Here is a 24010-nt window from a genome sequence, read left to right on the forward strand (position 1 = left end):
CACACACCGGGCTAGTTCCGGCCGGCGCCCGCCACCAGGGTCTCGACCGCCGAGGTCAGGCGCGGCGCGTCGGTCGGGGTCACGACGAGCCACTGCCGGTCGCGGCGCAGCAGGTACCGGCCCTCGGCGGTGTCCAGCCAGGACACCGAGTCGCCGGTGTGGTGCAGGTAGCCGTTGCGGTTGCGGGCGATCACGGCCACCTCGCCGCCGCCGCTGCGCGTCGTCACGGCCCGCATCAGGGTGTTCATCTCCGGCTCGCGCATCCCGACGCCGCGCAGCACGTCCAGGAAGCCCTCGGCGCCGTCCTCCTCGCCCGCGCGACCGGCGGCCAGGTAGTCCTCCCAGCGCACGTTCACCGAACGGCCGGTGCCGGTCGGCGCGGCGGGCAGGGTGCCGACCGTGGTGGACGCCAGCGCGGTCGGGCGGAACCCGGTGACCTGCACCGAGTCGCCCATCCGGCCGGCGAACGCGCCGTGCCGCCCGACGGTGGCCAGCCCGCGCGCCTGCTGACCGCGCGCGGTGAACACGACCTCCAGGCCCACCTCGTACTCGGCCAGCCCGTGCAGCAGGCCGGCCAGTTCGGGCTCGGGCCGCGACACGGTGCCGTACCCGCGCGCGGCCAACCCGCGCGACGCGTCCTCCGCCGAACGGGCCCGCGCGGCCTGCGTGAAGCCGACGTGCCGCACGCCCAGCGGCACGGGCCTGGTGTCGCGGTGGACCTCCTGCCACAGCAGGAAGAACTCCGCCTCGCTCAACCGGAAGACGCGTTCGCTCACAGGCCGATCACCGGTGGGGCGGCGCGGTCGACGCCGAAGACGTCGTCCTCTTCCTCCAGGATGCTGCGCCGGGTGTGGTCGCGGGCCTCCCCGCCGCCACCGGTGGGCGCCATGGGCGGCGGCGCCATCGGGCCGCCGATCATCCCGCCGGACTGCGGCGTCACGTTCTTCGGCGCCTGGAACTGGCTCGTCACGCCACCGGGCGCGGAACCGCCGCCGCGGGACTCGTTGGCCAGCGCGCCCGTCGCCACGCCGGGCGAGGACAGCGAGCCGACACCGGCCGAGCCGGAGCCCGAACCGCCGCCGGAGGCCGTGACCGGGGAGGGCAGCGAGCCGCGACCCGCGCCGTAGCCGCCGAAACCGCCACCGCCGAACGCTCCGCCGCCACCGCTCGCCGCGGCCGCGCCGGACTGCGGCGTGGTCGTCGTCGGCACGCCGGTGGGCGTGGGCGTCGTGGTCGAGGCCGGGTCGGTGGTGCCCGAGGTGTGCGTGTCGGGCGAGTGCGGCGTGCCCGTGCCGGGACCGGAACCGGGGCCGGAACCGTGGGTCGGCGGCGTCGGGTTGGTCACCGCGACCGGGTTGGTCGGCGGCGCGAACGCCGGGAGCGTGCGGCCGACCTCGTAGGAGTTCTGCTGGAACAGCGCCATGACCTCGGCGGCCTGGCGGTGCTGCGCGTCGGCCTCGGTGACCGCGCCGACGACCGGCTGCGCGACGTTGCCGACGCCGGTGAACGGGCTCTGCGGCGTCGGTGTCGGCGTGGCGCCGGTGACCGGGTCGACCAGCCCCGACCGGGTGGCCGGGTTCGTCGCCACGGGCGCGGGCGTGCCGGGAGCCGTCACGGGCGCGCCGGGCGCGCCGGTCACCGGAGTGACCACGGGCGGCAGCGGCGACGGCGCGGGCATCATGTCGCGCGCGGTCTGGACGTGCTGGATCTCCTCGCCGATGCAGGTGGCGACGTTCTCCGCGTGGTCGCTGGTGTTGAGCGCCCACTTCTCCACCTGCTCCAGCGCGTTGCGGGCGCGGTCGGCGGTTTCGCCCTCCCACGCCTGGCTGGACTGGGTGATCGCCTTGGCCAGCAGCTGCTGCACCTCGCCCAGCGACTTGCCCATCGAGGACCACTCGGACTTCGCGGTCTGCGCGCTGTTCAGGTCGACGCCGGTGTGCACCATGTCGTAGAGCGCCTGGTGCGTGTAGACCAGCCAGTCGACCTTCTCGCCGAGGTGCGACGGCTGGTCGTTGCCGCCGCCGCCGTGGTACTGGCCGTCGTCGTACCGACCCGTCTGGCCCTGACCACCGCCCGACTGGCCCTGACCGCCCTGCCGGCCGCCGCCCTTGCCGCCCATCAGCTCCTGCCTCCCCCGGCGAACCGCACCGCGCCGGACACTTCCTCTTCCGCGTCCTCCAGGTTCCTGACCGCCTTGCGGATCGTCTCCTCGACCTCCACCAGCACCTTCAGGAAGTCGCCGACGACCGACACCGCGGAACCCTCGTTGCCGACCGCGACGTCGTGCAGCCGGCGGCCGATCGCGTCGCTCACCCAGTTGTTGCCGAACTTCAGCTCGACGTCCAGGCTCGTCGCGGCGGACGTGCGCACGCCGCTGACCAGGTCGCGGGCCTGCCCGATGATCGCCAGCAGCTCCATCACCGACTGCCGGTCGAGCGACAGCTTCACGCTGGACTTGTCGACCGCGCCGAGCGCGTCCTTGGCGTCGGCCAGGTCCGACTGCGCGGCGCCGGTAAAGGTCGGCGTGGCCGGCGTCGTCGGGGTGGCCGCGGGCGTGGTGATCGTCTGCGTGGCCGCGGTGTCCGGCGTCGGGGACGCGACGGACGGCGTCGGCGCGACCGGCGTCACGGGTGGGACCGGCGTGACGGGCTGGACGGGCGTCACCGGCGGGGTCGGGTTCACCGCCGAGAAGGCCGCCGGAGCCTGTGGTGCGGGTGTGCCGATCGGGTAGACCGGCGGGACGGAGCCGATCAGGCCGGGGTTGCCGGCACCGAGGGTCACCGTCGGAGATGGATCGGCCGTGTAGGGCGCCACCGGAGGTGTCCCGGCGGCCGGGACCGGCGCCGGCTGCGAAAACGGCAGCGGTGCCGGTTGTCCCAGTGGAACCGTGTTCCCGTCGCTCATCATTACCCCCTGCACTGCGGTTGTTCGCCGCAGCCGCGCCGTGCGTTACCCGGGCACGCGCCCGCGTCGGCGTTCCGGGCGCTCTCCTTAGATGTACCGGGAAGGCGTTCCGGTTCCAACCCTCCCCCAAGAGGTTTACCTCAGGTGCGCGTCGAACCAGTTCAACGCGCGCTGCCAGGCCTCGGCGCTGGCCTCCGGCGAGGTGTCGAACCGGTGGCCGGTGTGCCGGAAGCGGACCACGTCGGTCGCCACCGGCGCCGCGGCCGCCGCGTCGCGCAGCTTCTCCACGTCGCTGTTCGGGATCTCCGCGTCCTCGTCGCCGTACAGGCCGAGCCACGGGCACGCGAGCTCGCCCGCGACCTCCAGCAGCGACGGCAGCCCGTCGGACAGCGGCTCGAGGATCCCGCCGCCACCCACCGTGACCGCCGCGCCGATGCTTCGGCTTCCCGCAACCACCATCGCGACCGATCCGCCCAGGTCGAAGCCCATGACGCCCACCCGGTCGTTGCTCACGCCGCGTTGCGCCAACCAGAGGAACGCGACGTCCGTGTCGTTCAGCACGGACTCGCCGGACAGGCCGGAGACCTTCGCGCTGACCTCGTCGCCGTCGAACTCGTCGCCCTCGCCGTCGTAGAGGTGGGGCGCGACCGCGATCCACCCCTCGGCGGCCAGACCGCTCACCAACCCGCGGACGGCGTCGGTCACTCCACGCGCCTCGTGCAGCACCACGAGGCCACCGCGGACGGCGTTCTCCGGCTCGGCGACGGTCAGCCGGAGCTGCCTGCCGTCGGTCAGCGAAAGCGTCTCGGTGCGGGTAGGTGTCATGTCCCAACCCTTCCACGTGGGGGTTAACGGCAGTCAACGTGAGCAACCAGACCTCTCCCGCGTCCCATCCGGCCCGCGCGCGGGTTACGGTCGCGCCCAGAAGACCGGAAGGAGTCCTCGGATGACCGTGCGAACCCGCGCCGACCTCTCCGCGCTACCCAGTTACGTGCCCGGCAAAACCGTTCCCGGCGCGATCAAGCTGGCGAGCAACGAGGTGTCCGCCGGACCGCTGCCGAGCGTGGTCCGGGCGATCGCGGACGCGGCCACCGCCGTGAACCGCTACCCCGACACCGCCGCCACCGACCTCGTGGCGCGCCTCGGAGACAAACTCGGCGTGCCCGCGGCGCAGGTGGCCGTCGGGTGCGGATCGGTGACGCTGTGCCAGCAGCTGGTGCAGTCGACCTGCACCGAGGCCGACGAGGTGCTGTTCCCGTGGCGCTCGTTCGAGGCCTACCCGTTGATCAGCGCGGTGGTGGGCGCGGGCCAGACCAGGGTGCCGCTGACCGCGGGCCACGGCCTGGACCTGGACGCGATGGCGGCCGCCGTGACGGAGAAGACGCGGCTGGTCTTCGTGTGCAACCCCAACAACCCCACCGGAACCGCGTTGCGCACCGAGGAGATCGAGGCGTTCATCGCGAAGGTGCCCTCGGACGTGCTGGTGGTGATCGACGAGGCCTACAAGGAGTTCGTCGACGACCCGCACGTGCCGGACGGCGTCGAGCTGGCCAAGGCGCAGTGGGCGCGCGGCCGGGACAACGTGGCGGTGCTGCGCACGTTCTCCAAGGCCTACGGGCTCGCCGGGCTACGGGTCGGCTACGCGGTGGCCTCGCCGGAGGTGGCGACGACGCTGCGCAAGGTCTACGTGCCGTTCAGCGTGAACGCGCTGGCGCAGGCGGCCGCGATCGCGTCGCTCGACGCCGAGGACGAGCTCATGGTGCGGTGCCGGGCGATCGTGGCCGAACGCGGTCGGGTGCGCGCGGAGCTCGAGTCCGCCGGGTTCGAGGTTCCGGTGTCGCAGGCGAACTTCGTGTGGTTGCCGCTGGGCGAGCGCACGGCGGAGTTCAACGAGCACTGCCTGGCGCACAAGGTGGTCGTGCGGGCGTTCCCGGGCGACGGCGCGCGGGTGACGATCGGCGAGCCCGAGGAGAACGACGCGTTCCTGGCGGCGGCCCGGTCGTTCACCGGGTGACCGACCCGTCAGCGGGTCAGTAGCTGCACGATGGCCGCGACTCCCACCACCACGATCACGCCGCGCAGCACGGCGGGTGGGAGTTTGCGGCCGATCTTCGCGCCGAGCTGACCGCCGACCGTGGAGCCGACCGCGAGCAGCAGCACGGCGAGCCACGACACGTCGGCGATGAAGATGAACAGCACGCCCGCGACCAGGTTCACGAACGCGGTCAGCACGTTCTTGAGCGCGTTCATGCGTTGCAGGTGCTCGTTCATCAGCACGCCCATGAGGCCCATGACGAGCACGCCCTGCGCCGCGCCGAAGTAGCCGCCGTAGATGCCGGCCAGGAACACGCCGATCCACAGCGCGACGCCGCCGTGCTCGTGGCGCTCGCGCTCGGCGAGCTTCTTGTTGAGCCACGGCTGGATCACCACCAGCACCAGGGCGATGACGATCAGCACCGGCACGATCGCGGAGAACGCGTTCGCGGGCAGCAGCACCAGCAGGACCGCGCCGACGATCCCGCCCAGGATCGACGCGGGCAGCAGGCGCTTGACCCGGCCCGCCTGGCCCTCGAGCTCGCGGCGGTAGCCCCACGCGCCGCTGAGCGAACCGGGGACGAGGCCGAGGCTGTTGGAGACGTTCGCGGTGACCGGCGGCAGGCCGACGGCGAGCAGGACCGGGAACGTGACCAGCGTGCCGGAGCCGACGACGGTGTTGATGGCGCCGGCGAACACACCCGCCAGGACGACGATGATGGCTTCGAGCGTCGTCACCGGTGTGCCTCCCCTGGTTTTGGTCAGCGACGCTAACACTGCGCCGGACGGGTGGCGGTGTGGCCAAGGCCTCACCGCCACCCGTCCTCGCTTTCAGAAGCGGCGCAGGGTGAAGGTGTCGGACGTGCCGCCGGCGAGCAGCACCTCGAGGTCGCCGTCCACGACCCGGTCGCCGTCGACGGTGGTCGGCTGGGTGCCCGGCAGCTCGACGCGCCGGGTCGTGCGGGCGGTGCGCCAGCCGTCGGTGCTGCGCAGCACGGTGACGGCCGGGGTGCCCTGGGCGCCGAGGGAGTTGGTGACGACGGTCAGGCCGCCGTCGGGGCGCAACTGGATGCCGTCGGCGCCGACGAGGGCGCGGTCGGTGGTGATCTCGGTGAAGGCCTCCGGGTGGTCCAGCGGGATCTTGAACAGGGTGCCGGTGTCGTAGCGGCCGGCGATCAGGAAACCGGCCGGGTGCCAGGTGACGCCGTTGAGGCCGATGCTCGTGCTCGCCAACCTCGGGTCCTTCAGGAACGCCGTGGCGCGACCGCGCGCGTCGACCTCGTAGAGGGTGTCGCTCGACGGGTCGGTGACGTAGGCGTTGCCCGCGCGGTCGAGCGCCACGTCGTTCGCGGTGTGCTTCCCGGCGCCGATCGCGAGGTCGACGACGCGCAGGGTCCGGCCGGTGCGCAGGTCGAAGATCCCGAGCCCGGACGAGTGGTACGCGGTGGCCGGGGTGGAGCGCGGTCCGACGCCCATGTCGGCGTACGCGACGTAGATCCGGCCGTTCGCGACGTGCAGGCCGAACGTGGAGACCATCGCCGGGTCGGAGGCGAGGGTCGTGGTGGAGCCGTCGCGGCGGACGAGTTCGACCGTGCCGCGGGTCATCGAGCCGACGAGGAAGCCCTGCGGCGCGCGGGCGATCCCCTCGGGGTGGAGCGCGGTGGCGTGGCCGGTGATCACCCGGGGTGCCGCCTCGGCCGCTGGCGCCGTGACCAGGGCCAGCGCCAGTAGTGCGATCAGGAAGCGCATCATGCTCCGTCCTCGAAGTTGAGTACGTGAACGAAGCTATGTCAGGGCTCTGATAACTGGCAAGCGCTTTATCCTCGGGCCATGGGACTCCCGTTCGACCAGCGGCTGGGCGGCCACCTCAAGCGCGTCGAGAACGAGCTGAACACCGCCAAGCAGGCCGCGGTCCGTCCGGCGGGCCTGACCGTGGCGCAGTACGCGGCGATGCTGGTGCTCTCCGAGCAGCCGGGCGTGTCGGCCGCCGAGCTGGCCAGGCGGTGCCGCGTCACCCCGCAGACGATGACCACCGTCCTGCGCAACCTCGACGCGTCGGGTTTGATCGAACGCGTGCCGCACGAGGTGCACCGCAACGTGCTGGAGACGCGGCTGACGCCCGCCGGTGTGGCGGCGTTCGAGATCGCGGACGAGCGCGCGGTGGCCGTGGAACGGCGGCTGGCGGACGAGTTCAGCGCGGAGGAGCGGCAGGTCCTGGAGGCGCTCCTGGCGCGGTGCTCGTCGGCCCTGACCTGACTTCCCTTGGAGGGCTTGACGATGACGCGGGTGCGCGTGGCGGTGTACGTGACGCGGGGTTCGGACCTGTTGGTGTTCACCCAGCGGGACGACGCGGAGGCGGGTGTCCAGGTGCCGGCGGGCGGCGTGCGCGCCGGTGAGCGCCTGGACGCCGCGGCGGTGCGGGAGGTGCTGGAGGAGACCGGGTTGTCGGTGTCCGCGGTGACGCCGCTGGGCGTGCAGACGGACGTCGAGGGTCAGGTGACGGTGTTCGCGCACGCGACCACGGCGACGCCGCTGGACCGGTGGGCGCACACGGTGACCGGCGGCGATTCCGACCGGGGACTGTCGTTCGAGTGCTCCTTCGCGCCGGCCGCCTCGGTGTCGCTCGCGGGCGGGCAGGGCGAGTTCCTGTCGCTGCTGCGCTGAGCGGCCTTCGTGCTGGGCCGACGGGTGGAGTCCCGGCGGGTGTTCGCCCGTCGGGACTTCTGCCGAGGCCCTGACCAGGCCGTTCGGCTGATTGACGCTCCTTCGGATTGCCGTTTATGGTCCAGACCACATCGCCTTCCGTGACCGCCGTGTCACGACCGGCGACGTCCCGGCCGCCGCGGATCTCGGACCCTGCCCAGGGATCGCCCCTTGGGGTTCCTCCGAAGGAGCTGGACAATGAGCCTGAAACGCAAGCTCGCGGCCGTGCTCGCGGGCGTGGCCGTCGCCCCGTTCGTCGTCGTGGTGGCGGCGGCACCGGCGAGTGCGCACGGTTACATCACGTCACCGCCCAGCAGGCAGGCCAACTGCGCCGCGGGCAAGGTCAAGCAGTGCGGCGACATCATCTACGAACCCGCGAGCGTGGAGGGCCCCAAGGGCCAGACCAACTGCCACGGCGGCGACGGCCGCTGGGCGCCGCTCAGCGACGACAGCAAGGCGTGGCCGGTCGCCTCCGTCACCGACAACGTGACGTTCAACTGGGTGATCACGGCGAACCACGCGACGACGACGTGGCAGTACTTCATCGGCGGCACGAAGCTGGCCGAGTTCAACGACCACGGCAGGCAGCCGGGGTCGACCGTGCGGCACGCGGTGAGCCTGGGCGGCAGGCAGGGTCGGCAGAAGGTGCTGGCGGTGTGGAACATCGCGGACACGGCGATGGCGTTCTACGCGTGCGTGGATCTTCAGGTCGGGCCCGGTGGGCCCGGTCCGACGACCACGGAGCCGACCACCACGACGGAGCCGACCACGACGACCCGTCCGACCACCACGACCCCGGCACCGGGAGGCGCGTGGGCGGCGGGGGTGTCGTACCCGGCGGGCACGCAGGTGACCTACGGCGGGTCGTCGTACAAGTGCTTGCAGTCGCACACCTCACTGGCGGGCTGGGAACCGCCGAACGTGGCGTCGCTCTGGCAGCGCCTGTAGTTCCGGGCGCGACGCCTTTCGCAGTGGCGGAGTAGGGCGGCGGACGCTTCGGCGCCGCCGCCCTACGGCATTCCGAGTGGTTTCGACCGTGCCGGGGGAATCATTTCACTCGACTTTCTTCACCCAGGGCCCGTTCCACCCAGTCGAGAAACGCGGGCAGGCGGTAATCGCGACTGAAGCAGTCGACCTCGGGTGCGAGGTGCGGCCACCCGATCCGGAGGACGTTGTAATACGCCTGCCCCACCCGCTGGTCGGGGTGCTGCCGCAGGTACTCGTCGACCAGGTCGAGGTACCGACTCACCGGGTCCACGACGGGTCGCCCGCCTCCGCTTTCAAGGCCGACCCGCGCCCTTCCCGCCCGTTGATTTGGGTGGCGGCTCGGTTCATGCGGGGATGATGGCGAGGAGTTGGTCCACGATTGCGGGGGTTGCGGCGATCGTGTCGGCGGACTGCGAGTCGTGGGTGGCGCCTGAGGCGTCGACCACCAGTGCGCCCGCTTCTCGTGCGATGAGGACGCCGGCCGCCACGTCCCAAGGTTCGTTGGCGAGAATCAGGGCGGCGTCTACTCGTCCTTCGGCGAGCCACACGAGGTCGTGTGCTGCTGATCCGAACATGCGGATTCTCTCCACTCGGCCGGCCAGAGCCGTGGTGAGGGCGATTCGCCGGGTGTTCTTCTCCTCGGCTCCGGTGCCGGTTGCGTAGTCGCCGATCGCGACCATCGCGCCGGACAGTTCGGTCACGCCGCTGACGCTGATGGGTTGGCCGTTGACGTACGCGCCGCCGCCTTGGACGGCCGTGTAGGTCAGGTGGAGGCGGGGGAGGCTGATGACTCCGACCACGGCGGTGTTGTCGTTTACCAGGGCGAGGGAGACGGCTGACAGGGGTACGCCGTGGACGAAGTTCGCGGTGCCGTCCACCGGGTCCAGGACCCAGGTGTAGCCGCTGTCGGTGACCTGGTTCGAGTAGCCCTCCTCCTCGCCCAAGAACGCGATGTCGGGAGTCGCGTCGGCCAGGTAGGAACGGATCTTCCGTTCGATCAGGACGTCGATATCGGTGAAGGTGTCGCGGTCCGCTTTCGCGGTGACGACCTGAGGTCTGGAGTTTTCCAGCAGATCGCCGGCCATCCGCACGGCGGATTCCGCGATCTTGGCCGACTGGTCGAGCGAGCGCACCAGGGCGTCTCCTTCGCGCGTGTCCACACCGCGCGTTCGGCAAGTACGGCCGGACGAGGCTCACGGCCCAATCGGGCCGATCCCGTTGCTACCGGAGGGGGTGCGACGGTCCGGACCGAAGACACGCCCTCCCACCAGCGGAAGCGGAGGGATTTGAACCCCCGGACGGTTGCCCGTCTCCCGCTTTCAAGGCTGGCATGCGCCCTTCCCGACAGTCCGAACCGGTCCACTTCAGCCGACCTGACCTGGTCAAACGTGCGACGCCGTTCAGCGCCGTCCGTCCTCGTTGCTACACTCGTTGCTACACGCTCCTTGCGGCCCCCAAAAGGCAAGAAACTCAATGAGCCGACCCACTTTTCATATATTCCTTCCATTGAATAAAGTGGTCAAGTAGTTCCTTAGCCTTGCAGTCGATACTAATCCTGTATTCATCCGCATCGACGCAGTGAATTTCATGCACGGCAAGTACCACCAGGCGGAGTGAAAATGCTACGGCCAAAGCACACAGAACTATATTTTCAGGATCGGACCGAAAGGTAGACCCATCCGGACTTATCGAAGCGCCGGACAACCAGTAGCCACCATGAACAGCACCCGAAGTGATGCCATAAATTCCGGGACTGTGCGAAATCCACTTCTTGGCGAGATCGGTGACGCTCGGTTTACAAGGTTCCTTCCGTCCAGCATTCGGCCAATATACATACTTCAACTTTCCGTTGAACCTTTCAACACGCAGACCCGCTCGGGCTATATCCTTCTCCACCTTCTCCAGTGCAACACTCACGGTCGCCTGCACAGAAACGTCGAATTGCGATGACAAAGACTTCTGTTCCTGCAAGCCGTCAAGCAGAGCGGCAGCACCGCGTAGGACGATCTCGGCGGCAGGAGCTTCGGGATCGATCAGATACCGCGCCCGAACCGAACTCTCGATGACCACCCTAGTCAGCGACAGTGGCGCCCAAACGGTGACGGCAGAACCCGAAAGAAGGTGCTCAATCGCCCGCGCGTGATCAATCGCACTATTTTGCAAAAGCGAAGCAACGGTAAATGTATTGTGCAGATATCGCTTGATATAGTAGCGCTGCCTCTTCGGAAAAGAAGACATAGCGGTGCGCAGAATTGCAGGATTAAGGTAATCAACATTCTCAAACAGCTTTTTGCTGACTTCCTCGCAACGTAAAATGCTCCACGAGATCAGCGATCGCGACATCTCCATGATCGACACCGGAACACCCCTATAAGAAGGGCTGCCCGGACCTCCCGGATACGTCAAATTCGCCTCCTCCGCAAGGTTCTCGATTTAGTGCAACACACCTGTCGCATAGACGGCAAGTTTACTGCCGTTCCACATGCAACCTGAGGTGATACTTAGTCCTACCTAGTGACAAGCGAGCTACGCCAGCTCACGAACCAGTCACCGAGCATTCGCCGCTCGATGGCAAGGCGGCGGAGCCGTCGCGGCAGCCGATCGCCCCGACCCACACGAAGGTCTTGGACCACGCGATCGACCCGGACCCGAGCCGCTGGGCGCTGCCCCCGGCGTCGGCCTGGTGCTCGTTGCCGCTGGAGAATTTGGTACGCCGAGTGTGGGTGCGCGCCGCCGGCTGTACCGGGTGCGTCGGCTCCGCGCGTGGTCGTCGGGCGGAGCGGAGCGGGAGCCCGGCGTGCCGCGATGCGGGGAGCCGACGCAAACGCGGGGACTGCCTGGCTGCGCGTCGCCGCAGGCGGCGCGCCTTGATCCCATAGAGCTGAATTCGGCAGTGATTCCGGTGGCGGCTCAGGTCACGCGGGGATGATGGCTAGGAGCTGGTCCACGATTGCGGGGGTTGCGGCGATCGTGTCGGCGGACTGTGAGTTGTGGGTGGCGCCCGAGGCGTCGACTACCAGTGCGCCCGCTTCTCGTGCGATGAGGACGCCGGCCGCCACGTCCCAAGGTTCGTTGGCAAGAATCAGGGCGGCGTCTACTCGCCCCTCGGCCAACCACACGAGGTCGTGGGCCGCCGATCCGAACATGCGGATTCTCTCCACCCGGCTGGCCAAGGCCGTGGTGAGGGCGATTCGTCGGGTGTTCTTGTCCTCGGCTCCGGTGCCGGTTGCGTAGTCGCCGATCGCGACCATCGCGCTAGACAGCTCGGTCACGCCGCTGACCTTGATGGGTTGGCCGTTGACGTACGCGCCGCCTCCGTGGACAGCCGTGTAGGTCAGGTGCAGGTGGGGAAGGCTGATCACTCCGACCACGGCGGTGTTGTCGTTTACCAGGGCCAGCGAGACGGCTGACAGGGGTACGCCGTGGACGAAGTTCGCGGTTCCGTCCACCGGGTCCAGGACCCAGGTGTACGGGCTGTCGGTGATCTGATTCGAGTAGCCCTCCTCCTCGCCCAGGAACGCGATGTCGGGGGTGGCGTCGGCCAGGTAGAACCGGACCTTCCGTTCGATCAGGACATCGATGTCGGTGAAGGTGTCGCGGTCCGATTTCGTGGTGACGACCTGTGGCCTGGAGCCTTGAAGTAGATCTCCGGCCATCTGGACGGCGGATTCCGCGATCTTGGCCAACTGGTCGAGCGAGCGCACTAGGGCGTCTCCTTCGCGCGTGTCCACATGGAGTCGAAGACCTGGGAGAAGGTGCCGAAGAGGCCCGGCGTCGTCTCGTCCTTCTCGATGACCAGTGTGGGCGACTCGACGCCGCGCGCGTTCGGCAGGTACGGCTGGACGACGCACCTCGCCTGGTCGGTGACCAGGATGTTGTAGCGGAGCGGTTCGTCGTAGACGCGGATCTCCAGGCGGCCCTGTGCGGTTGAGGAAACCTTGTTGCCCACTCGGCGCAGTGCCTCGATGTTGAGGCGGGTGAGGGTGCTGAGGTGGGTGGGTGGCAACTCCTCCTCCGCCTCCCTCGCGGTGATGTTGACGCCGTCCGGGTCGAGAAACAGAGCTCTGATCATGGTGCCGCCTTCGACGGCGTCCAGGAGGCTGCGGTCCGAGTACTGCTGGCACAGCACGTTGAGCGACAGGCCCGTGATGTGGATTTCCCGTGTGCCGTCGAACAGGTCGCGCGGAGTGAGGTTGTGCAGGAACTCCGTGCGACTGGGATACACGGCCGTCACGTCCGCGAGTCGAGCCGGCTGTGGCAGTTGGACGGGCCGGGGCACGGGGTGGCTGGCGGACCTTGGGGGCGGGGTGATCAGGCTGTCCGCGTCGTCTTCGTGCGGGGACAGCAGTTGGTCGGCCGTCCAGCCGGGGAACATCTTTTCGAGGATTCGGCAGTGGTCCGAGTAGGGCAGGCCCAGCAGTTCTCCTGAGGTCCAGCGGTAGAACTGGGCTTTGCTCGGGTGTTTGCCGATCAGGTCCGTGTCGAACTGCTTCGCCACCCGGTCGTACTCCTTGCAGAACGTCCGGTAGCCGTGCATGTGGCGTTGCCTGAGCAGCACCTTCAACAGCGTGGTCTCCTCGGCCATCCGGCCTCCCCTGGCGTGGTCCGCTCGGCCGACCGTAGCACCAAGACGAGACCAAGACGAGACGATCCGAGCCCGCCGCGCACCAGGCGAGACCTGCGCGGGAATCGGACGGGACTGATCTGTGCCGAATCTGGGTGGGCAAGCCGCAACACGTGCGGCTCACCCATCAGGAGCACACCAATGGCGATCAGCAGGGGTTACCGGTTCCCGGTCTCGTTCGAGGACGCGTTCCCCAACGGGCTGGTGATGGTCGGCGAGGTGATGCCGGACGTCGAGTACCAGTCGCGCGAGGAGAAGGCGCAGGGACGGCCGGTGCGTCAACGCATGGACGAGGCGACCGGCAAGCGGCAGTGGAAGGTGTCGGTCACCGACCCGCACGAGCCCAACGCCAAGCGGCAGAGCTTCGAGGTCACGTTGCTCGCCGACGTTCAGCCGGTGCCGTCCACCACGGAGGTGTTGCCGGGGATGCGGCCGGTGGAGTTGGACGGGTTGACGGCTGAGCCGCGTGTCGCGGGCAACGGGGAGTTCAAGTACCAGTCGTACCTGTTCCGCGCCACGGGTTTCCGGGCGGCGGGGCGTGGGGCGCAACCGAAGTCGGGCGGCGGGAACACGGACGCTTCGAAGGCGGCGTGAACCTTGTCCGAGCTGCCGAAGTTGTTGGCGGACTGGCAGACCGCGTACCAGGAGTACACGTCGGCGCACGACGCGAACAGGTACGTGACCGCCGGTGATCCGGTTGCCGCGGCGCGGATCACGCCTGCCTATCGGAACGTCGCCCGGTTGTGGCGGGAACTCGCCGCGGTGGAGTCCACGCCCTGGTGGGCCAGGACCGCCGCTTTGCACGCGGCGGAGACCTTCGAGCACCAGGCGGTGGTCGAGGAACGTGCGGCGGGGGGTGCCCGCGAGGTGATCAAAGGCGTGTTGCGGCCGACGGGTGAGAGCGATCGTTCGGAGGTGGGCGGGTGACTCATGATCAGTACACGGTGCGACTTCAGTTCGACAGGTTCACGAGGGCCGCACGGCTTGCGGGCCTGTATTCGGATTACGCGTTGGCGAAGGTGATGAAGTTGAACCGGTCGACGGTGGCGAGGGTGCGTTCCGGGGAATTGTTTCCGGGGCCGGCGTTCATCGGTGGCGCGTTGACCGCGTTGTCGCCGATGCAGTTCGATGATTTGTTCGTTGTGGCCGGGACGGTGGAGTGATGGTGTCGGAGTCGTATCTCGGGGTGCGGATTCACGACCGGGTGGTCGGCGGGACAGTGGGTGAGGCGCGTGTGGCGGCCGGACTCGGCCGTACCGAACTCGCGGCCGCGATGGGGTGGCCCCGGTTGAGGCTCGACCGACTGGAGGAAGGGCTCCGGAGTTTCCCGGTGGACGACGCGTGTCGTTGTCTGGACGAGGTGGGGGCTCCGCCGGAGTTTTACGACCGGGTGGTCGAGGCGGACTGGCAGGCCGACGGCGACCTGTTGGCACATCGGCACCTGCCGGCGGGTCCGGATGCCGTGTGGATGGTATTGCGGTGTGAGTCGGAGGCGTCGGCGGTGATCGTCTTCGACCCGACCGCGGTGCCGTCGTTGGCGCAGACCAGGGAGTACGCGCGCGTGCTGCTGGACACGTCCGACGCCGGGGCGTGGGTCGAGGCCCGGATGCACCGGCAGCGGATCCTGTCCGAGCCTCTCACGCGGGAGTTCGAGTTCCTGGTGCCGGAGGCCGCGTTGCGCGCGGTCGTCGGGGATCACGGCGTGATGGAGGACCAGCTCCTGCGCCTGGCGGAGTTGGCCGGGCGGGAGGACGTGACCGTTCGGGTCGTTCCCGCCGGAACTCCCGGGGCGGCGTGGTCCCGGGGTCAGTTCACGCTGATGGAGCACGATTCCTATCCGACGGTGGCTCACCTGGAATTGGACACCGCCAGTCTGCTGCTCGACCGGCCGGACGACATCGCGGTCTATCGCGACCGAGTGCACAGTATCCGGGCTGCGGCGCTGGAGGGTGAGCGGTCGCGGGAATTCCTCTACGACCTGACCGATTGGTACGGCAAACGGCGCGGCATGAACGTCGCCGACGCGAAGTAAAAGCAGTCGCGCTGCCGTAATTCGAAAGTTCTCCCGGTTGACGGTTCGCCGGGGACAAGCCACAAGTCTTGGCGGGCTCAGGCTGTCCCCGGCGACCTTGTCGACCGATTTCGCTTCACATTGTCGCCCAATGAGAACGAGGTGTACCGGTCATGGCAAAGATAGCAGCAGGTTGGGTGCGCACGTCAAGTGGATGTGTGCGCGCAACGAAATGGGTGGATTCGGCACCTGGTGGTGACCGGTGAGTCGGCGGTGGGTCGACCCGGCACCGTTCGAGGGCGCGCGTCCTCGGTTGCCCTGGTGGGTTCTGGTGCCGGGCAAGGCGAAGTGGCCGGCCGCGGTGGTCGTCCTGGCCTGGTTGGTCGTGGTCGGTGTCGTGCGCCTGGTGCTCGTCGTCGTTCGGTATCCGGTGGCGACTCTGACACCTGCGCTGTCGGCGTGGTGCTGGTGGCGGTTCGGGTTGTCGCCGTTGGTGTTGGCGTTGTTGTCGCTGGTTGCGGGTCTGACGATCTGGGCGGGGTGGGATCGCGGGTCGTTCGTCCGGCACGGGTGGTTGCGGCTGTTGACCGAATGGCGGCGGGCGACGGTGTACGTGCCGCGGTGGCGGTCGGTGATGCGGCTGGCGGAGTTGGCCAAGCGGGATCGGGGTCGTGAGTACCGGCCTCGTCTTCGGCGGGTGCGGTCTGAGGGGTGGCGGGATCGGGTTCGGGTGCGGATGGTGCCGGCGCAGTCCCCGGAGGTGTGGGAGTTGCGGCGGGAGGAGTTGGCGCACGCGTTCGGTGCCCTGTCGTGTCGGGTGCGGGTGGTCCGTCCGCGGGTCGTGGAGCTGGACTTCGTGCACTCCGACCCGTTGGCGCGCCCGGTACCGGTGCCGGCGTTTCCGGGCGAGGTGGACCTCAAGCGGGTCACGGTCGGGGTCACCGAGACGGGCCGTCCTTGGCGACTGCGGTTGCTCGGGTCCCAGGTGTTGATCGTCGGGGTGCCTGGCGCGGGCAAGGGGTCGGTGTTGTGGTCGCTGGTGTGGCAGCTCGCCCCGTCGGTCCGTGACGGCCTCGTTCGCCTGATGGGGATCGATCCCAAGGGCGGGATGGAGCTGGGCCAGTGCCCGGACGCGTTCGATCGGGTGGTGTACGACAACGGGCCGGAAGCTGTTGCCCTGCTTGAGGAAATCGCCACCGAAGTCAAGGAACGCGCGACCCGCTACCGGGGTGTGCGGCGATTGTGGGCACGCTCCACGGGCGAGCCGTTCACCATCCTGGTGGTCGATGAGCTGGCGGACCTGATCGCCTATCAACCGGACAGGCAGCTCCGCGAACGCGCACAGCGCGCCATCCAGACGATCACCTCCCAAGGCCGGGCACCCGGCTACGCGGTCGTCGGGCTGGTGCAGGACCCGCGCAAGGAAGTCGTGTCCTTCCGACACCTGTTCACCACCCGGGTCGCCCTGCGGCTGGACGAACCGGGGCAGGTCGACATGGTCCTGGGCGACGGCGTCCGCCAACGCGGAGCAGCCGCACACGAGATCGGCGAGAACACCCCGGGCGTGGCCTGGACCAAGCAGGACGGGCAGCGCGAACCCGAACGTGCTCGGGCGTTCCACGTCACGGACGCGGATCTCGTGGAGTTGGGCGGGTTCCTGGCCGGTGGCACGGTGCACGCCTTCCCGGAGCGGTCGGACGGCTCGGCGGGGGCGGCGGCATGAGCGAGGGGACACGCGTGGAGCGGATGCGTCAGCCCGTGGCGCTGGAGGTGGCCAAGGCGGCGGCGGAGAAGTACGGGGTGTGCGTGCGGCCGTTCACGATGGAGGTCGAGGACCGGGCGAGCTTCGAGGTTCGGTACGTGGCGGTGCCGTGCGGGTCCACTGTGGAGAGTGTGTGCAAGCCGTGTGCCCGCAAGGCCAAGGCTTTGCGGATGGCCCATTGCCGTGAAGGCTGGCACATGACGGAGGAACCCGACTTCACCCCGGCTCCGCCGTCCGAGGCGCAGACCGAGCTGCTGACGTTCCGTGCGGACCTCGTGAAGGCGTACCGCGAAGCCGTCGACGCGGGCGAGGCCGGCCACGCGGAGGAACTGCGCGAAGAGGTGCACAGCGTCGACGCCGAACTTCGGCAACTCGGCGTCCGGGGCCGTTTTCCCACGCCCGACCTGCCGGAGCGGCCGTCGGTCAAGCGGTCCACGAAGCGTCGGCAGGACTCGCCCGACCTGCCCCGGCGACGAGTGGAGAAGCGGACGGTCGGCCGGGAGTTCGCCGGCGGGTACCGCCCGTCGATGTTCGTCACGCTCACCCTGGACACCTACGGACGGGTGCGCGACGACGGCACCCCCGTGGACGCCGCGTCCTACGACTACCGGCGGGCCGCCCGGGACGCGGTGCACTTCGCCTCCCTGATCGACCGGTGGTGGCAGAACCTCCGCCGCGTCGTGGGCTGGGACGTCCAGTACTTCGCCACCGTCGAACCCCAACGTCGGGCGGCGCCCCACCTGCACGCCGCGCTCCGCGGCTCGATCCCCCACGACACGATCCGCCTGGTCACCGCCGCCACCTACCACCAGGTCTGGTGGCCCGCCCACGACGAACTGCGCTACCCCGCCGACCACGTCCCGGTCTGGGACCCCGACACCAGGCAGTTTGTCGACCCGGACACCCGGAAACCGCTGCCGACCTGGGCCGATGCCGTCGACCAGGTGGACGAGCCCGCCCACGTCGTGCGCTTCGGACGACAGGTCCATTCCAAGGGCATCCTGGGCGGCTCGCAGGAAGCCGGCCGCCACATCGGCTACCTCACCAAGTACCTGACCAAGTCCATCGGCGAGGTCGTCGAGCCGGACACCGACCGGAAACGCCTCCACGCGGACCGCCTGGCCGACGAACTGGCCGTCACACCCTGCTCCGACCGCTGCCCGGTCTGGCTGCGCTACGGCGTCCAACCCCGCGCAGCCGGCCCCCGCACCGTCCCCGGCCACTGCAAGGGCCGGGCACACCGCCGCACCACCCTCGGCCTCCCCGGCCGCCGCGTGCTCGTGTCCCGGAAGTGGTCCGGGAAAACGCTGGCCGACCACCGGGCCGACCGGAAGCGGTTCGTCCTCGACGCGCTCAAAGCCGTGGGCATCGACAAACCCGAACCCGACACCTCACAACTGACCTGGAACAAGGTCCGGCCCGGCGACCCCAACGTGCCGCCACGCGCACACCAGCTCATGCACGCCATCGCCGAACGCACCCGATGGAAAGCCGAGTACGACCGGGCGCTACTCGCGGCCCATGGCGCACCACCCGATGTTTCGGCAATTCCGGATGCCGCCTGACCGATTGGGGGAACTGATGAACGACATGGTCTACAGGGTCGAAGAAGTCGCCCGTGCACTGCGGATCGGTCGGACGAAGGTGTTCGACCTGATCAGGTCCGGCGAGCTGGTGTCGGTCAAGATCGGCGGTAGCCGTCGTGTTCCGGTGAGTTCGGTCCGGGACTACCTGTCCCGCCTGGTCGGGGAGGCCGCGTGATGGCCCGGTCCAGGAGGTCGAACGGTGAGGGGTCGGTCTACCAGCGCAAGGACGGCCTGTGGATCGGCGCTGCCTACGTGCTCACGACCACCGGCCACCGGGAGAGGGTTGTCGTCGCGGCGACGTCGTCGGACGAGGCGTGGGCCAAGCTCCGCAAGAAGATCGCCGATTCCGACGCGGGGATTCCCACCTCTACAGACGGTTGGACCGTTGAGGGGTACCTGACCTACTGGGTGGACAACGTCGTGTCGACAAAGCGACCTCGCACCGTGGAGGGGTACAGCACCGTGGTGCGGCGACACCTGATTCCCGGGCTTGGGAAGAAGAAGCTCCAGCGACTCTCCGCGCAGGACGTGCGGACGTTCATGACAAAGCTTCGACACGATTGCCGGTGCTGCTCGGAGCGGATCGACGCGAAGCGGTCCAAGGCTTCCCGGCGGTGCTGTGCGGTCGGGAAGTGCTGTCGCCTGGTGCTGTCCGACCGGACTGTCCAGCAGATCCACGCGGTGCTTCGGAACGCGCTCCAGAACGCGATGCGGGAGGAACTGGTCCCGCGCAACGTCGCCAAGCTGGTGCAGGTCCGGTCACCCCGTTACGACGTCCACCGGGGACTCGACGCGGAGCAGGCCCGGAAGCTGATGAAGGAGGCCGAGGGCGACAGGCTGCTGGTGCTGTACGTCCTTGCGCTCTACCTCGGGATGCGGCGGGGAGAGTTGCTGGGGCTGCGGTGGACGGACATCGACTGGGACGGCTGGGACGAGAAGTGCGCGGAACACGCCGACGAGTTCTGCCAGGACTGCGCGGACCTGCATTTCCCGAGCTTGCAGATTCGGCAGACGCTCCAGCGGGTCGGCAGGGAGTTGGTGTTCGTCCCACCGAAGACGGAAGGATCCGAGCGGTCCATTCCGCTGCCTGGGTTCGTCGCGGAAGCGCTGGTCGAGCACTGGGACCGCCAGGACGACGAAGCCGAAGCGGCGGAAGGCTGGGAAGACTCCGGGTTGGTCTTCACGAGCTTGCAGGGTGGGCCGATCGATCCGACCTACCTGCGGGCGAGTTGGTACCCGTTGCGCACGCGTGCGGGCCTCGACGGGGTCCGGTTCCACGACCTGCGGCACTCGTGCGTGACGTTGCTGCTCCGGCTGGGCGTGCCACCGCACATCGTGCGGGACATCGCCGGACACTCGGACATCGCCGTGACGATGACGATCTACGGATCCGTCAGCCTCCAGGACAAGCGGGAGGCACTGCGGAAGCTCGCGGTCGAGCTGGGCTGAGGCCGTTGCTACACCTGTTGCTACACAGAGGGGGTGCGGAGGGGTGGCAGCACCAATCCGCACCCCCTCTGACCAGCGGAAGCGGAGGGATTTGAACCCCCGGACGGTTGCCCGTCTCCCGCTTTCAAGGCGGGTGCATTCGGCCGCTCTGCCACGCTTCCCGTGTGCGCCGTGCAGGCTACCCGGACAGGCCTCGGAGGTGGGAGATGACCCGGTCGAAGACCTTCGCCACCAGTTCCTGCTCGTCCCTCGACAGCAGGTCGATCATGTGCGTGCGGACGCCTTCCACGTGGGTCGGGGCGGAGCCCGCCAGGACCTCCATGCCCTTCTCCGTCAGTTCCGCGAAGACGCCTCGGCCGTCCTCCGGGCACTCGCGGCGGCGGAGGAGGCCTTCCTTCTCCATCCTCGCCACCTGGTGCGACACCCGGCTCTTGGAGGAGGCGACCTCGTCGGCCAGTTGGGACATGCGCATCCGGAGGCCGGTGCGCTCGGACAGGCGGACCAGGACCTCGTAGTCCGCCAGCGAGACCTCGTGGCCGTCCTGGAGTTCGCGGTGCAGGCGGTCGGCCAGCATCGACGCCCCGACCACGTAGTTGCGCCACGCGCGCATCTCGCCCTCGTCCAACCACCGCGGTCCCTGCTTGGTCACGTCGCACAGGTTAAACCGGCGTGGTCGAGTTAACGGACGATCCATGCGGATGTCTGGTGCGCGTCAGCTCGGCCCGGCAAACTCCCACGCCTGGACGCGCCCGCGTGCACTGGGAGGAACCCCCACCATGACCGACTTCAGACGGACCGCCCGGCGCGTGGGAGCGCTCGCGGTGACCGCCGCCGCCGCGGTGTCGTTGACCCTGGCGCAGACACCCGCCCAAGCCGACACCCGCACCGTGGATGTCCGGCTGATCGGGATCAACGACCTGCACGGCAACATCGAGCCGCCGACCGGGTCGTCCGGGCGGGTCACCCTCGCCGACGGCACGGTGGTCGAGGCCGGCGGCGCGGCGTACAACGCGACGCACGTCAAGAAGCTCCAGTCCGAGGTCAAGAACTCCGTCGTGGTGGGCCAGGGCGACCTGATCGGCGCGTCGCCGATCATCTCCGCGCTGTTCCACGACGAGCCCACGATCGAGATCCTCAACCGCGTCGGCCTCGAGGCGACCGCGGCGGGCAACCACGAGTTCGACGAGGGCTACAAGGAACTGCTGCGCATCCAGAAGGGCGGGTGCCACCCGACCGACGGCTGCCAGTTCCGCGACAAGTACAAGGGCGCGAACTTCCCGATCCTCGGCGCGAACGTGACGCTGGCCAAGAACGGCCTGCCCGCGCTGCCGCCGTTCTGGGTCGAGTACCGCGAGGGCGTCCCGATCGGCTTCATCGGCATGCCGCTGAAGGACGTGCCGATCCTGGTGGACCCCAACGGCATCAAGGACCTCAAGTTCGGCGACGAGATCGCCGCCGCGAACAAGTACGCGGACCTGCTGAACTGGCTCGGCGTGAAGTCGATCGTGCTGCTGGTGCACCAGGGCGACAACACGGCGGGCATCAGCGCGCCGGACGACTGCAAGACCGCCGAGGGCGGTCCGGGCCGGTACATCGCCGAGCACGTCAGCCCGAAGATCGACGCGGTGTTCTCCGGTCACAGCCACCAGAACTACAACTGCGTCGTGAAGGACCCGGCGGGCAACCCGCGCCCGTTCATCGAGGGCCTGGCGTTCGGCCGCGAGCTGTCCGTGGTCGACCTGAAGATCGACAAGCGGACCCGCGACGTGGTGCGCTCGGCGACCAAGGCGACCAACAAGGTCGTGACCAAGGACGTCACGCCGGACGCCCAGGTGCAGGCCGTGATCGACCTCGCCAAGTCCAAGTCCGGCCCGATCGCGAACAAGCAGGTCGGCACCATCGCCGCGGACGTCGTGCGGGCGCAGAACCCGGCGGGCGAGTCGCCGCTGGGCAACCTGATCGCGGACTCCCAGCTCGCCGGCACGACCGGCAACGGCGCGGTCGTCGCGTTCATGAACCCGGGCGGCGTGCGGGCCGACCTGACCTACGCCTCCTCGCCCGCGGGCGAGGGCAACGGCGTGGTCACCTACGGCGAGGCGTTCACCGTGCAGCCGTTCGGCAACATCCTCCAGACCGTCACGTTGACCGGCACGCAGATCAAGGCCGCGCTCGAACAGCAGTGGTCGCTGGTCAACGGCGCCGTGAAGCAGACGATCCTCCAGCCGTCGGCCGGTTTCGCCTACACCTGGTCGGCGTCGGCGGCGATCGGCTCGAAGGTCTCGAACATCACCCTCAACGGCACCCCGATCGACCCGGCCGCGAGCTACCGGGTCACGATCAACAGCTTCCTCCAGGGCGGCGGCGACGGTTTCGGCGCGTTCACCGGCGGCACGAACATCACCGGCGGCGGCATCGACCTGGACGCCTTCGCGGGTTACCTGGGCAGCCACCCGAACACCGCGCCCCCGGCGCTGGGTCGGATCACCACCACCGCGTAGTCGGTCGCACGCGGTGGGCGGCGGCTCGTCGCTCACCGCGTGCAACCTCCGTCCCACTCGGACGGATTGTGGGGATTTCACCAGTTCAGGGACGGTGCGAGCGGTTGCAATGCGGGCCGATCAAGCGCAGTCTCGACGGTAGGACCGGCCGCGCGGGGCAACCCGAGCCAAGCCCCGAGCGGCACGCCCGGAAGGGACAGGTGGTGCGGTGCGGGAAAGAACCCCACGTGACGATCCGCGCTCGACCGCGTCCCCGCGGGTGAGATGGTCCACGCCGCCTCGCCCGCGACCGTGAGCGGTCACGCAGAGGCCGGAGAACGCGCGCCGCATCCGGCGCGAACCGCGCGTTCGCAACGCCGTTGACCACGGTGGACGTCTGAGGCGCCGTCTCCAGGACCGGCGCCGGCCGTGGTCCGCGCCGCCCTCGCCCGAACGCGGGAGTCACGATTCCGGTAGATGCCCGGGTGCGGAGCCCTTCGGGGTCCGCACCCGGGCTTTTCACGGCTATCGTTGTGCCGCTCTTGCAGTTCCTTGGTTGGAGGACGCGCGGTGCAGTTCAACGAGGACGCCGAACTCGACACATCCCAGGTCAACGACTCCCGCGGGGTCGGCGGCCGTGTCGCCCTCGGCGGCGGCGGTCTGGGCATCGTCGGTCTGATCATCTACTTCGTGCTCTCGCAGCTCGGTGGCGGCGTGCAGCTGCCCTCGGGTTCCGGGTTCTCCGACGTCGGCAACGGCCAGCAGGTGGGCTCGGAGGACATCAAGACGAAGTGCAAGACCGGGGCGGACGCCAACCGGGAGGCGGACTGCCGCGCGGTGGCGTTCATCAACTCCATCCAGGCGTACTGGAAGGACCAGCTGTCCCGGTCCGGCACCACCTACCAGCCCGCCCAGACGAACTTCTTCTCCGGCAGCGTGCAGACCCGGTGCGGCAACGCGTCCTCGGCGGTCGGCCCGTTCTACTGCCCGGCGGACGGGCAGGTCTACATCGACCTGACCTTCTTCCAGGAGTTGCAGACGAAGTTCGGCGCGACCGGCGGCCCGTTCGTGGAGGCGTACGTGCTGGCGCACGAGTACGGCCACCACATCCAGAACCTGCTCGGCACCTCGGACCGGGTGACCCAGGAGAGCGGCCCGAAGTCGGGCTCGGTGCGGCTGGAGCTCCAGGCGGACTGCTACGCGGGCGCGTGGGCCAACCACGCCACCTCGGTGCCGACCGCGTCGGGCAAGCCGCTCATCACGGGCGTGACGCAGGAGGACGTGGCCAACGCGCTGGACGCGGCGGCCCGGATCGGCGACGACTACATCCAGTCGAAGCTGGGCGGCGGTCGGGTCGACACCACCCAGTTCACGCACGGAACGTCCGCACAGCGCCAGAAGTGGTACACGACCGGGTACCAGACGGGTGACCCGGCACGCTGCAACACGTTCGACACGGACAACCTCGGCTGA

26 protein-coding genes and 1 tRNA gene are annotated in these 24010 nt (G+C 69.1%); 14 read left to right on the forward strand and 13 right to left on the reverse strand.

Translation table 11 applies throughout. The annotated features are described in order from the left end of the window. Positions 1–11: 11 nt before the first annotated feature. The 4 genes from AB0G50_RS03880 to AB0G50_RS03895 all read right to left on the reverse strand — a co-directional run bounded on the left by AB0G50_RS03880 (position 12) and on the right by AB0G50_RS03895 (position 3729). Positions 12–776, reverse strand: coding sequence for an ESX secretion-associated protein EspG (locus tag AB0G50_RS03880; protein ID WP_360101946.1), 765 nt, complete (start codon positions 774–776; stop codon positions 12–14). Next, positions 773–2119: a PPE domain-containing protein gene (locus AB0G50_RS03885; RefSeq protein ID WP_360101948.1), complete on the reverse strand. Its 1347-nt coding sequence runs from the start codon at positions 2117–2119 to the stop codon at positions 773–775. The genes AB0G50_RS03880 and AB0G50_RS03885 overlap by 4 nt, the downstream gene beginning before the upstream one ends. Next, positions 2119–2781, reverse strand: a complete 663-nt coding sequence (locus tag AB0G50_RS03890) for a hypothetical protein (RefSeq protein WP_360101950.1) — start codon at positions 2779–2781, stop codon at positions 2119–2121. Before AB0G50_RS03890 ends, AB0G50_RS03885 begins: the two co-directional genes overlap by 1 nt. Before the next feature lie 258 nt (positions 2782–3039). Beyond that, positions 3040–3729: a dienelactone hydrolase family protein gene (locus tag AB0G50_RS03895; RefSeq protein WP_360101952.1), complete on the reverse strand. Its 690-nt coding sequence runs from the start codon at positions 3727–3729 to the stop codon at positions 3040–3042. A gap of 121 nt (positions 3730–3850) precedes the next feature. Here AB0G50_RS03895 and hisC point away from each other — a divergent pair, with 121 nt between their 5' ends. After that, positions 3851–4918, forward strand: coding sequence for a histidinol-phosphate transaminase (gene hisC, locus AB0G50_RS03900; protein ID WP_360101954.1), 1068 nt, complete (start codon positions 3851–3853; stop codon positions 4916–4918). 8 nt (positions 4919–4926) lie between these two features. Here the strand turns inward: hisC and AB0G50_RS03905 are convergent, their stop codons facing one another. Both AB0G50_RS03905 and AB0G50_RS03910 read right to left on the reverse strand, forming a co-directional pair. Then, entirely contained in the window at positions 4927–5676 is a 750-nt protein-coding gene (locus AB0G50_RS03905; protein ID WP_360101956.1) for a sulfite exporter TauE/SafE family protein, read from the reverse strand. A gap of 93 nt (positions 5677–5769) precedes the next feature. After that, on the reverse strand, positions 5770–6690 hold the full coding sequence (locus AB0G50_RS03910; protein WP_360101958.1) for a hypothetical protein: 921 nt from the start codon (positions 6688–6690) through the stop codon (positions 5770–5772). A gap of 78 nt (positions 6691–6768) precedes the next feature. Between AB0G50_RS03910 and AB0G50_RS03915 the strand changes: the two genes are divergently transcribed. The 3 genes from AB0G50_RS03915 (at position 6769) to AB0G50_RS03925 (ending at position 8589) form a co-directional block, all read left to right on the forward strand. Continuing rightward, on the forward strand, positions 6769–7194 hold the full coding sequence (locus tag AB0G50_RS03915; RefSeq protein WP_360101960.1) for a MarR family transcriptional regulator: 426 nt from the start codon (positions 6769–6771) through the stop codon (positions 7192–7194). Between the two features lie 21 nt (positions 7195–7215). After that, the gene (locus AB0G50_RS03920) at positions 7216–7602 is read left to right on the forward strand and encodes an NUDIX domain-containing protein (RefSeq protein ID WP_360101962.1); all 387 of its coding nucleotides are present in this window, start codon (positions 7216–7218) and stop codon (positions 7600–7602) included. Positions 7603–7839: 237 nt separating this feature from the next. Next, the gene (locus AB0G50_RS03925) at positions 7840–8589 is read left to right on the forward strand and encodes a lytic polysaccharide monooxygenase (RefSeq protein ID WP_360101964.1); all 750 of its coding nucleotides are present in this window, start codon (positions 7840–7842) and stop codon (positions 8587–8589) included. A gap of 100 nt (positions 8590–8689) precedes the next feature. Here the strand turns inward: AB0G50_RS03925 and AB0G50_RS03930 are convergent, their stop codons facing one another. From AB0G50_RS03930 to AB0G50_RS03950, 5 genes are all read right to left on the reverse strand, one after another. Then, positions 8690–8890: a hypothetical protein gene (locus AB0G50_RS03930; RefSeq protein WP_360101966.1), complete on the reverse strand. Its 201-nt coding sequence runs from the start codon at positions 8888–8890 to the stop codon at positions 8690–8692. Positions 8891–8972: 82 nt separating this feature from the next. After that, positions 8973–9761 (reverse strand): inositol monophosphatase family protein, encoded by a 789-nt coding sequence (locus AB0G50_RS03935; protein ID WP_360101968.1) that lies wholly within the window; start codon positions 9759–9761, stop codon positions 8973–8975. 337 nt (positions 9762–10098) lie between these two features. Continuing rightward, positions 10099–10986 (reverse strand): DUF5677 domain-containing protein, encoded by an 888-nt coding sequence (locus AB0G50_RS03940; protein WP_360101970.1) that lies wholly within the window; start codon positions 10984–10986, stop codon positions 10099–10101. A 557-nt stretch (positions 10987–11543) separates the two neighbouring features. Next, entirely contained in the window at positions 11544–12332 is a 789-nt protein-coding gene (locus AB0G50_RS03945; protein ID WP_360101972.1) for an inositol monophosphatase family protein, read from the reverse strand. Continuing rightward, positions 12332–13213: a DUF5919 domain-containing protein gene (locus AB0G50_RS03950; protein WP_360101974.1), complete on the reverse strand. Its 882-nt coding sequence runs from the start codon at positions 13211–13213 to the stop codon at positions 12332–12334. Before AB0G50_RS03950 ends, AB0G50_RS03945 begins: the two co-directional genes overlap by 1 nt. 180 nt (positions 13214–13393) lie before the next feature. On the opposite strand from AB0G50_RS03950, the gene AB0G50_RS03955 reads away from it, so the two are divergent. The 8 genes from AB0G50_RS03955 to AB0G50_RS03990 all read left to right on the forward strand — a co-directional run bounded on the left by AB0G50_RS03955 (position 13394) and on the right by AB0G50_RS03990 (position 20060). Then, positions 13394–13846 (forward strand): hypothetical protein, encoded by a 453-nt coding sequence (locus AB0G50_RS03955; RefSeq protein WP_360101976.1) that lies wholly within the window; start codon positions 13394–13396, stop codon positions 13844–13846. Between the two features lie 3 nt (positions 13847–13849). Further along, positions 13850–14179 carry a hypothetical protein gene (locus AB0G50_RS03960; protein ID WP_360101978.1) on the forward strand — a complete coding sequence of 110 codons (330 nt, stop codon included), beginning with the start codon at positions 13850–13852 and terminating at the stop codon, positions 14177–14179. Further along, the gene (locus AB0G50_RS03965) at positions 14176–14415 is read left to right on the forward strand and encodes a transcriptional regulator (RefSeq protein ID WP_360101980.1); all 240 of its coding nucleotides are present in this window, start codon (positions 14176–14178) and stop codon (positions 14413–14415) included. The genes AB0G50_RS03960 and AB0G50_RS03965 overlap by 4 nt, the downstream gene beginning before the upstream one ends. Before the next feature lie 125 nt (positions 14416–14540). After that, positions 14541–15284, forward strand: a complete 744-nt coding sequence (locus AB0G50_RS03970) for a DUF5753 domain-containing protein (protein WP_360101982.1) — start codon at positions 14541–14543, stop codon at positions 15282–15284. A 241-nt stretch (positions 15285–15525) separates the two neighbouring features. Next, a complete protein-coding gene (locus tag AB0G50_RS03975) occupies positions 15526–16986 on the forward strand; it encodes an FtsK/SpoIIIE domain-containing protein (protein ID WP_360101984.1) in 1461 nt (486 codons plus the stop codon). After that, positions 16983–18590: a replication initiator gene (locus AB0G50_RS03980; protein ID WP_360101986.1), complete on the forward strand. Its 1608-nt coding sequence runs from the start codon at positions 16983–16985 to the stop codon at positions 18588–18590. Before AB0G50_RS03975 ends, AB0G50_RS03980 begins: the two co-directional genes overlap by 4 nt. 16 nt (positions 18591–18606) lie before the next feature. Then, a complete protein-coding gene (locus AB0G50_RS03985; protein WP_360101988.1) occupies positions 18607–18786 on the forward strand; it encodes a helix-turn-helix domain-containing protein in 180 nt (59 codons plus the stop codon). Further along, a complete protein-coding gene (locus tag AB0G50_RS03990; RefSeq protein WP_360102324.1) occupies positions 18786–20060 on the forward strand; it encodes a tyrosine-type recombinase/integrase in 1275 nt (424 codons plus the stop codon). The genes AB0G50_RS03985 and AB0G50_RS03990 overlap by 1 nt, the downstream gene beginning before the upstream one ends. Positions 20061–20136: 76 nt before the next feature. Here the strand turns inward: AB0G50_RS03990 and AB0G50_RS03995 are convergent. Further along, positions 20137–20221: transfer RNA gene (locus AB0G50_RS03995), tRNA-Ser, on the reverse strand. A gap of 17 nt (positions 20222–20238) precedes the next feature. After that, a complete protein-coding gene (locus AB0G50_RS04000; protein ID WP_360101990.1) occupies positions 20239–20709 on the reverse strand; it encodes a MarR family transcriptional regulator in 471 nt (156 codons plus the stop codon). Positions 20710–20836: 127 nt separating this feature from the next. Here AB0G50_RS04000 and AB0G50_RS04005 point away from each other — a divergent pair, with 127 nt between their 5' ends. Next, positions 20837–22558 carry a bifunctional metallophosphatase/5'-nucleotidase gene (locus AB0G50_RS04005; protein WP_360101992.1) on the forward strand — a complete coding sequence of 574 codons (1722 nt, stop codon included), beginning with the start codon at positions 20837–20839 and terminating at the stop codon, positions 22556–22558. Between the two features lie 549 nt (positions 22559–23107). Continuing rightward, a complete protein-coding gene (locus AB0G50_RS04010) occupies positions 23108–24010 on the forward strand; it encodes a neutral zinc metallopeptidase (RefSeq protein WP_360101994.1) in 903 nt (300 codons plus the stop codon).

It is taken from the genome of Actinosynnema sp. NPDC020468, assembly GCF_040642015.1.
GTDB lineage: Bacteria > Actinomycetota > Actinomycetes > Mycobacteriales > Pseudonocardiaceae > Actinosynnema.

Coding starts and splice junctions, on each gene's coding strand:
- AB0G50_RS03885 (WP_360101948.1), bottom strand. CDS start 2,119: ATGGGCGGCAAGGGCGGCGGCCGGCAGGGCGGTCAGGGCCAGTCGGGC.
- AB0G50_RS03895 (WP_360101952.1), bottom strand. CDS start 3,729: ATGACACCTACCCGCACCGAGACGCTTTCGCTGACCGACGGCAGGCAG.
- hisC (WP_360101954.1), top strand. CDS start 3,851: ATGACCGTGCGAACCCGCGCCGACCTCTCCGCGCTACCCAGTTACGTG.
- AB0G50_RS03910 (WP_360101958.1), bottom strand. CDS start 6,690: ATGATGCGCTTCCTGATCGCACTACTGGCGCTGGCCCTGGTCACGGCG.
- AB0G50_RS03915 (WP_360101960.1), top strand. CDS start 6,769: ATGGGACTCCCGTTCGACCAGCGGCTGGGCGGCCACCTCAAGCGCGTC.
- AB0G50_RS03920 (WP_360101962.1), top strand. CDS start 7,216: ATGACGCGGGTGCGCGTGGCGGTGTACGTGACGCGGGGTTCGGACCTG.
- AB0G50_RS03925 (WP_360101964.1), top strand. CDS start 7,840: ATGAGCCTGAAACGCAAGCTCGCGGCCGTGCTCGCGGGCGTGGCCGTC.
- AB0G50_RS03950 (WP_360101974.1), bottom strand. CDS start 13,213: ATGGCCGAGGAGACCACGCTGTTGAAGGTGCTGCTCAGGCAACGCCAC.
- AB0G50_RS03955 (WP_360101976.1), top strand. CDS start 13,394: ATGGCGATCAGCAGGGGTTACCGGTTCCCGGTCTCGTTCGAGGACGCG.
- AB0G50_RS03980 (WP_360101986.1), top strand. CDS start 16,983: ATGAGCGAGGGGACACGCGTGGAGCGGATGCGTCAGCCCGTGGCGCTG.
- AB0G50_RS03985 (WP_360101988.1), top strand. CDS start 18,607: ATGAACGACATGGTCTACAGGGTCGAAGAAGTCGCCCGTGCACTGCGG.
- AB0G50_RS03990 (WP_360102324.1), top strand. CDS start 18,786: ATGGCCCGGTCCAGGAGGTCGAACGGTGAGGGGTCGGTCTACCAGCGC.
- AB0G50_RS04005 (WP_360101992.1), top strand. CDS start 20,837: ATGACCGACTTCAGACGGACCGCCCGGCGCGTGGGAGCGCTCGCGGTG.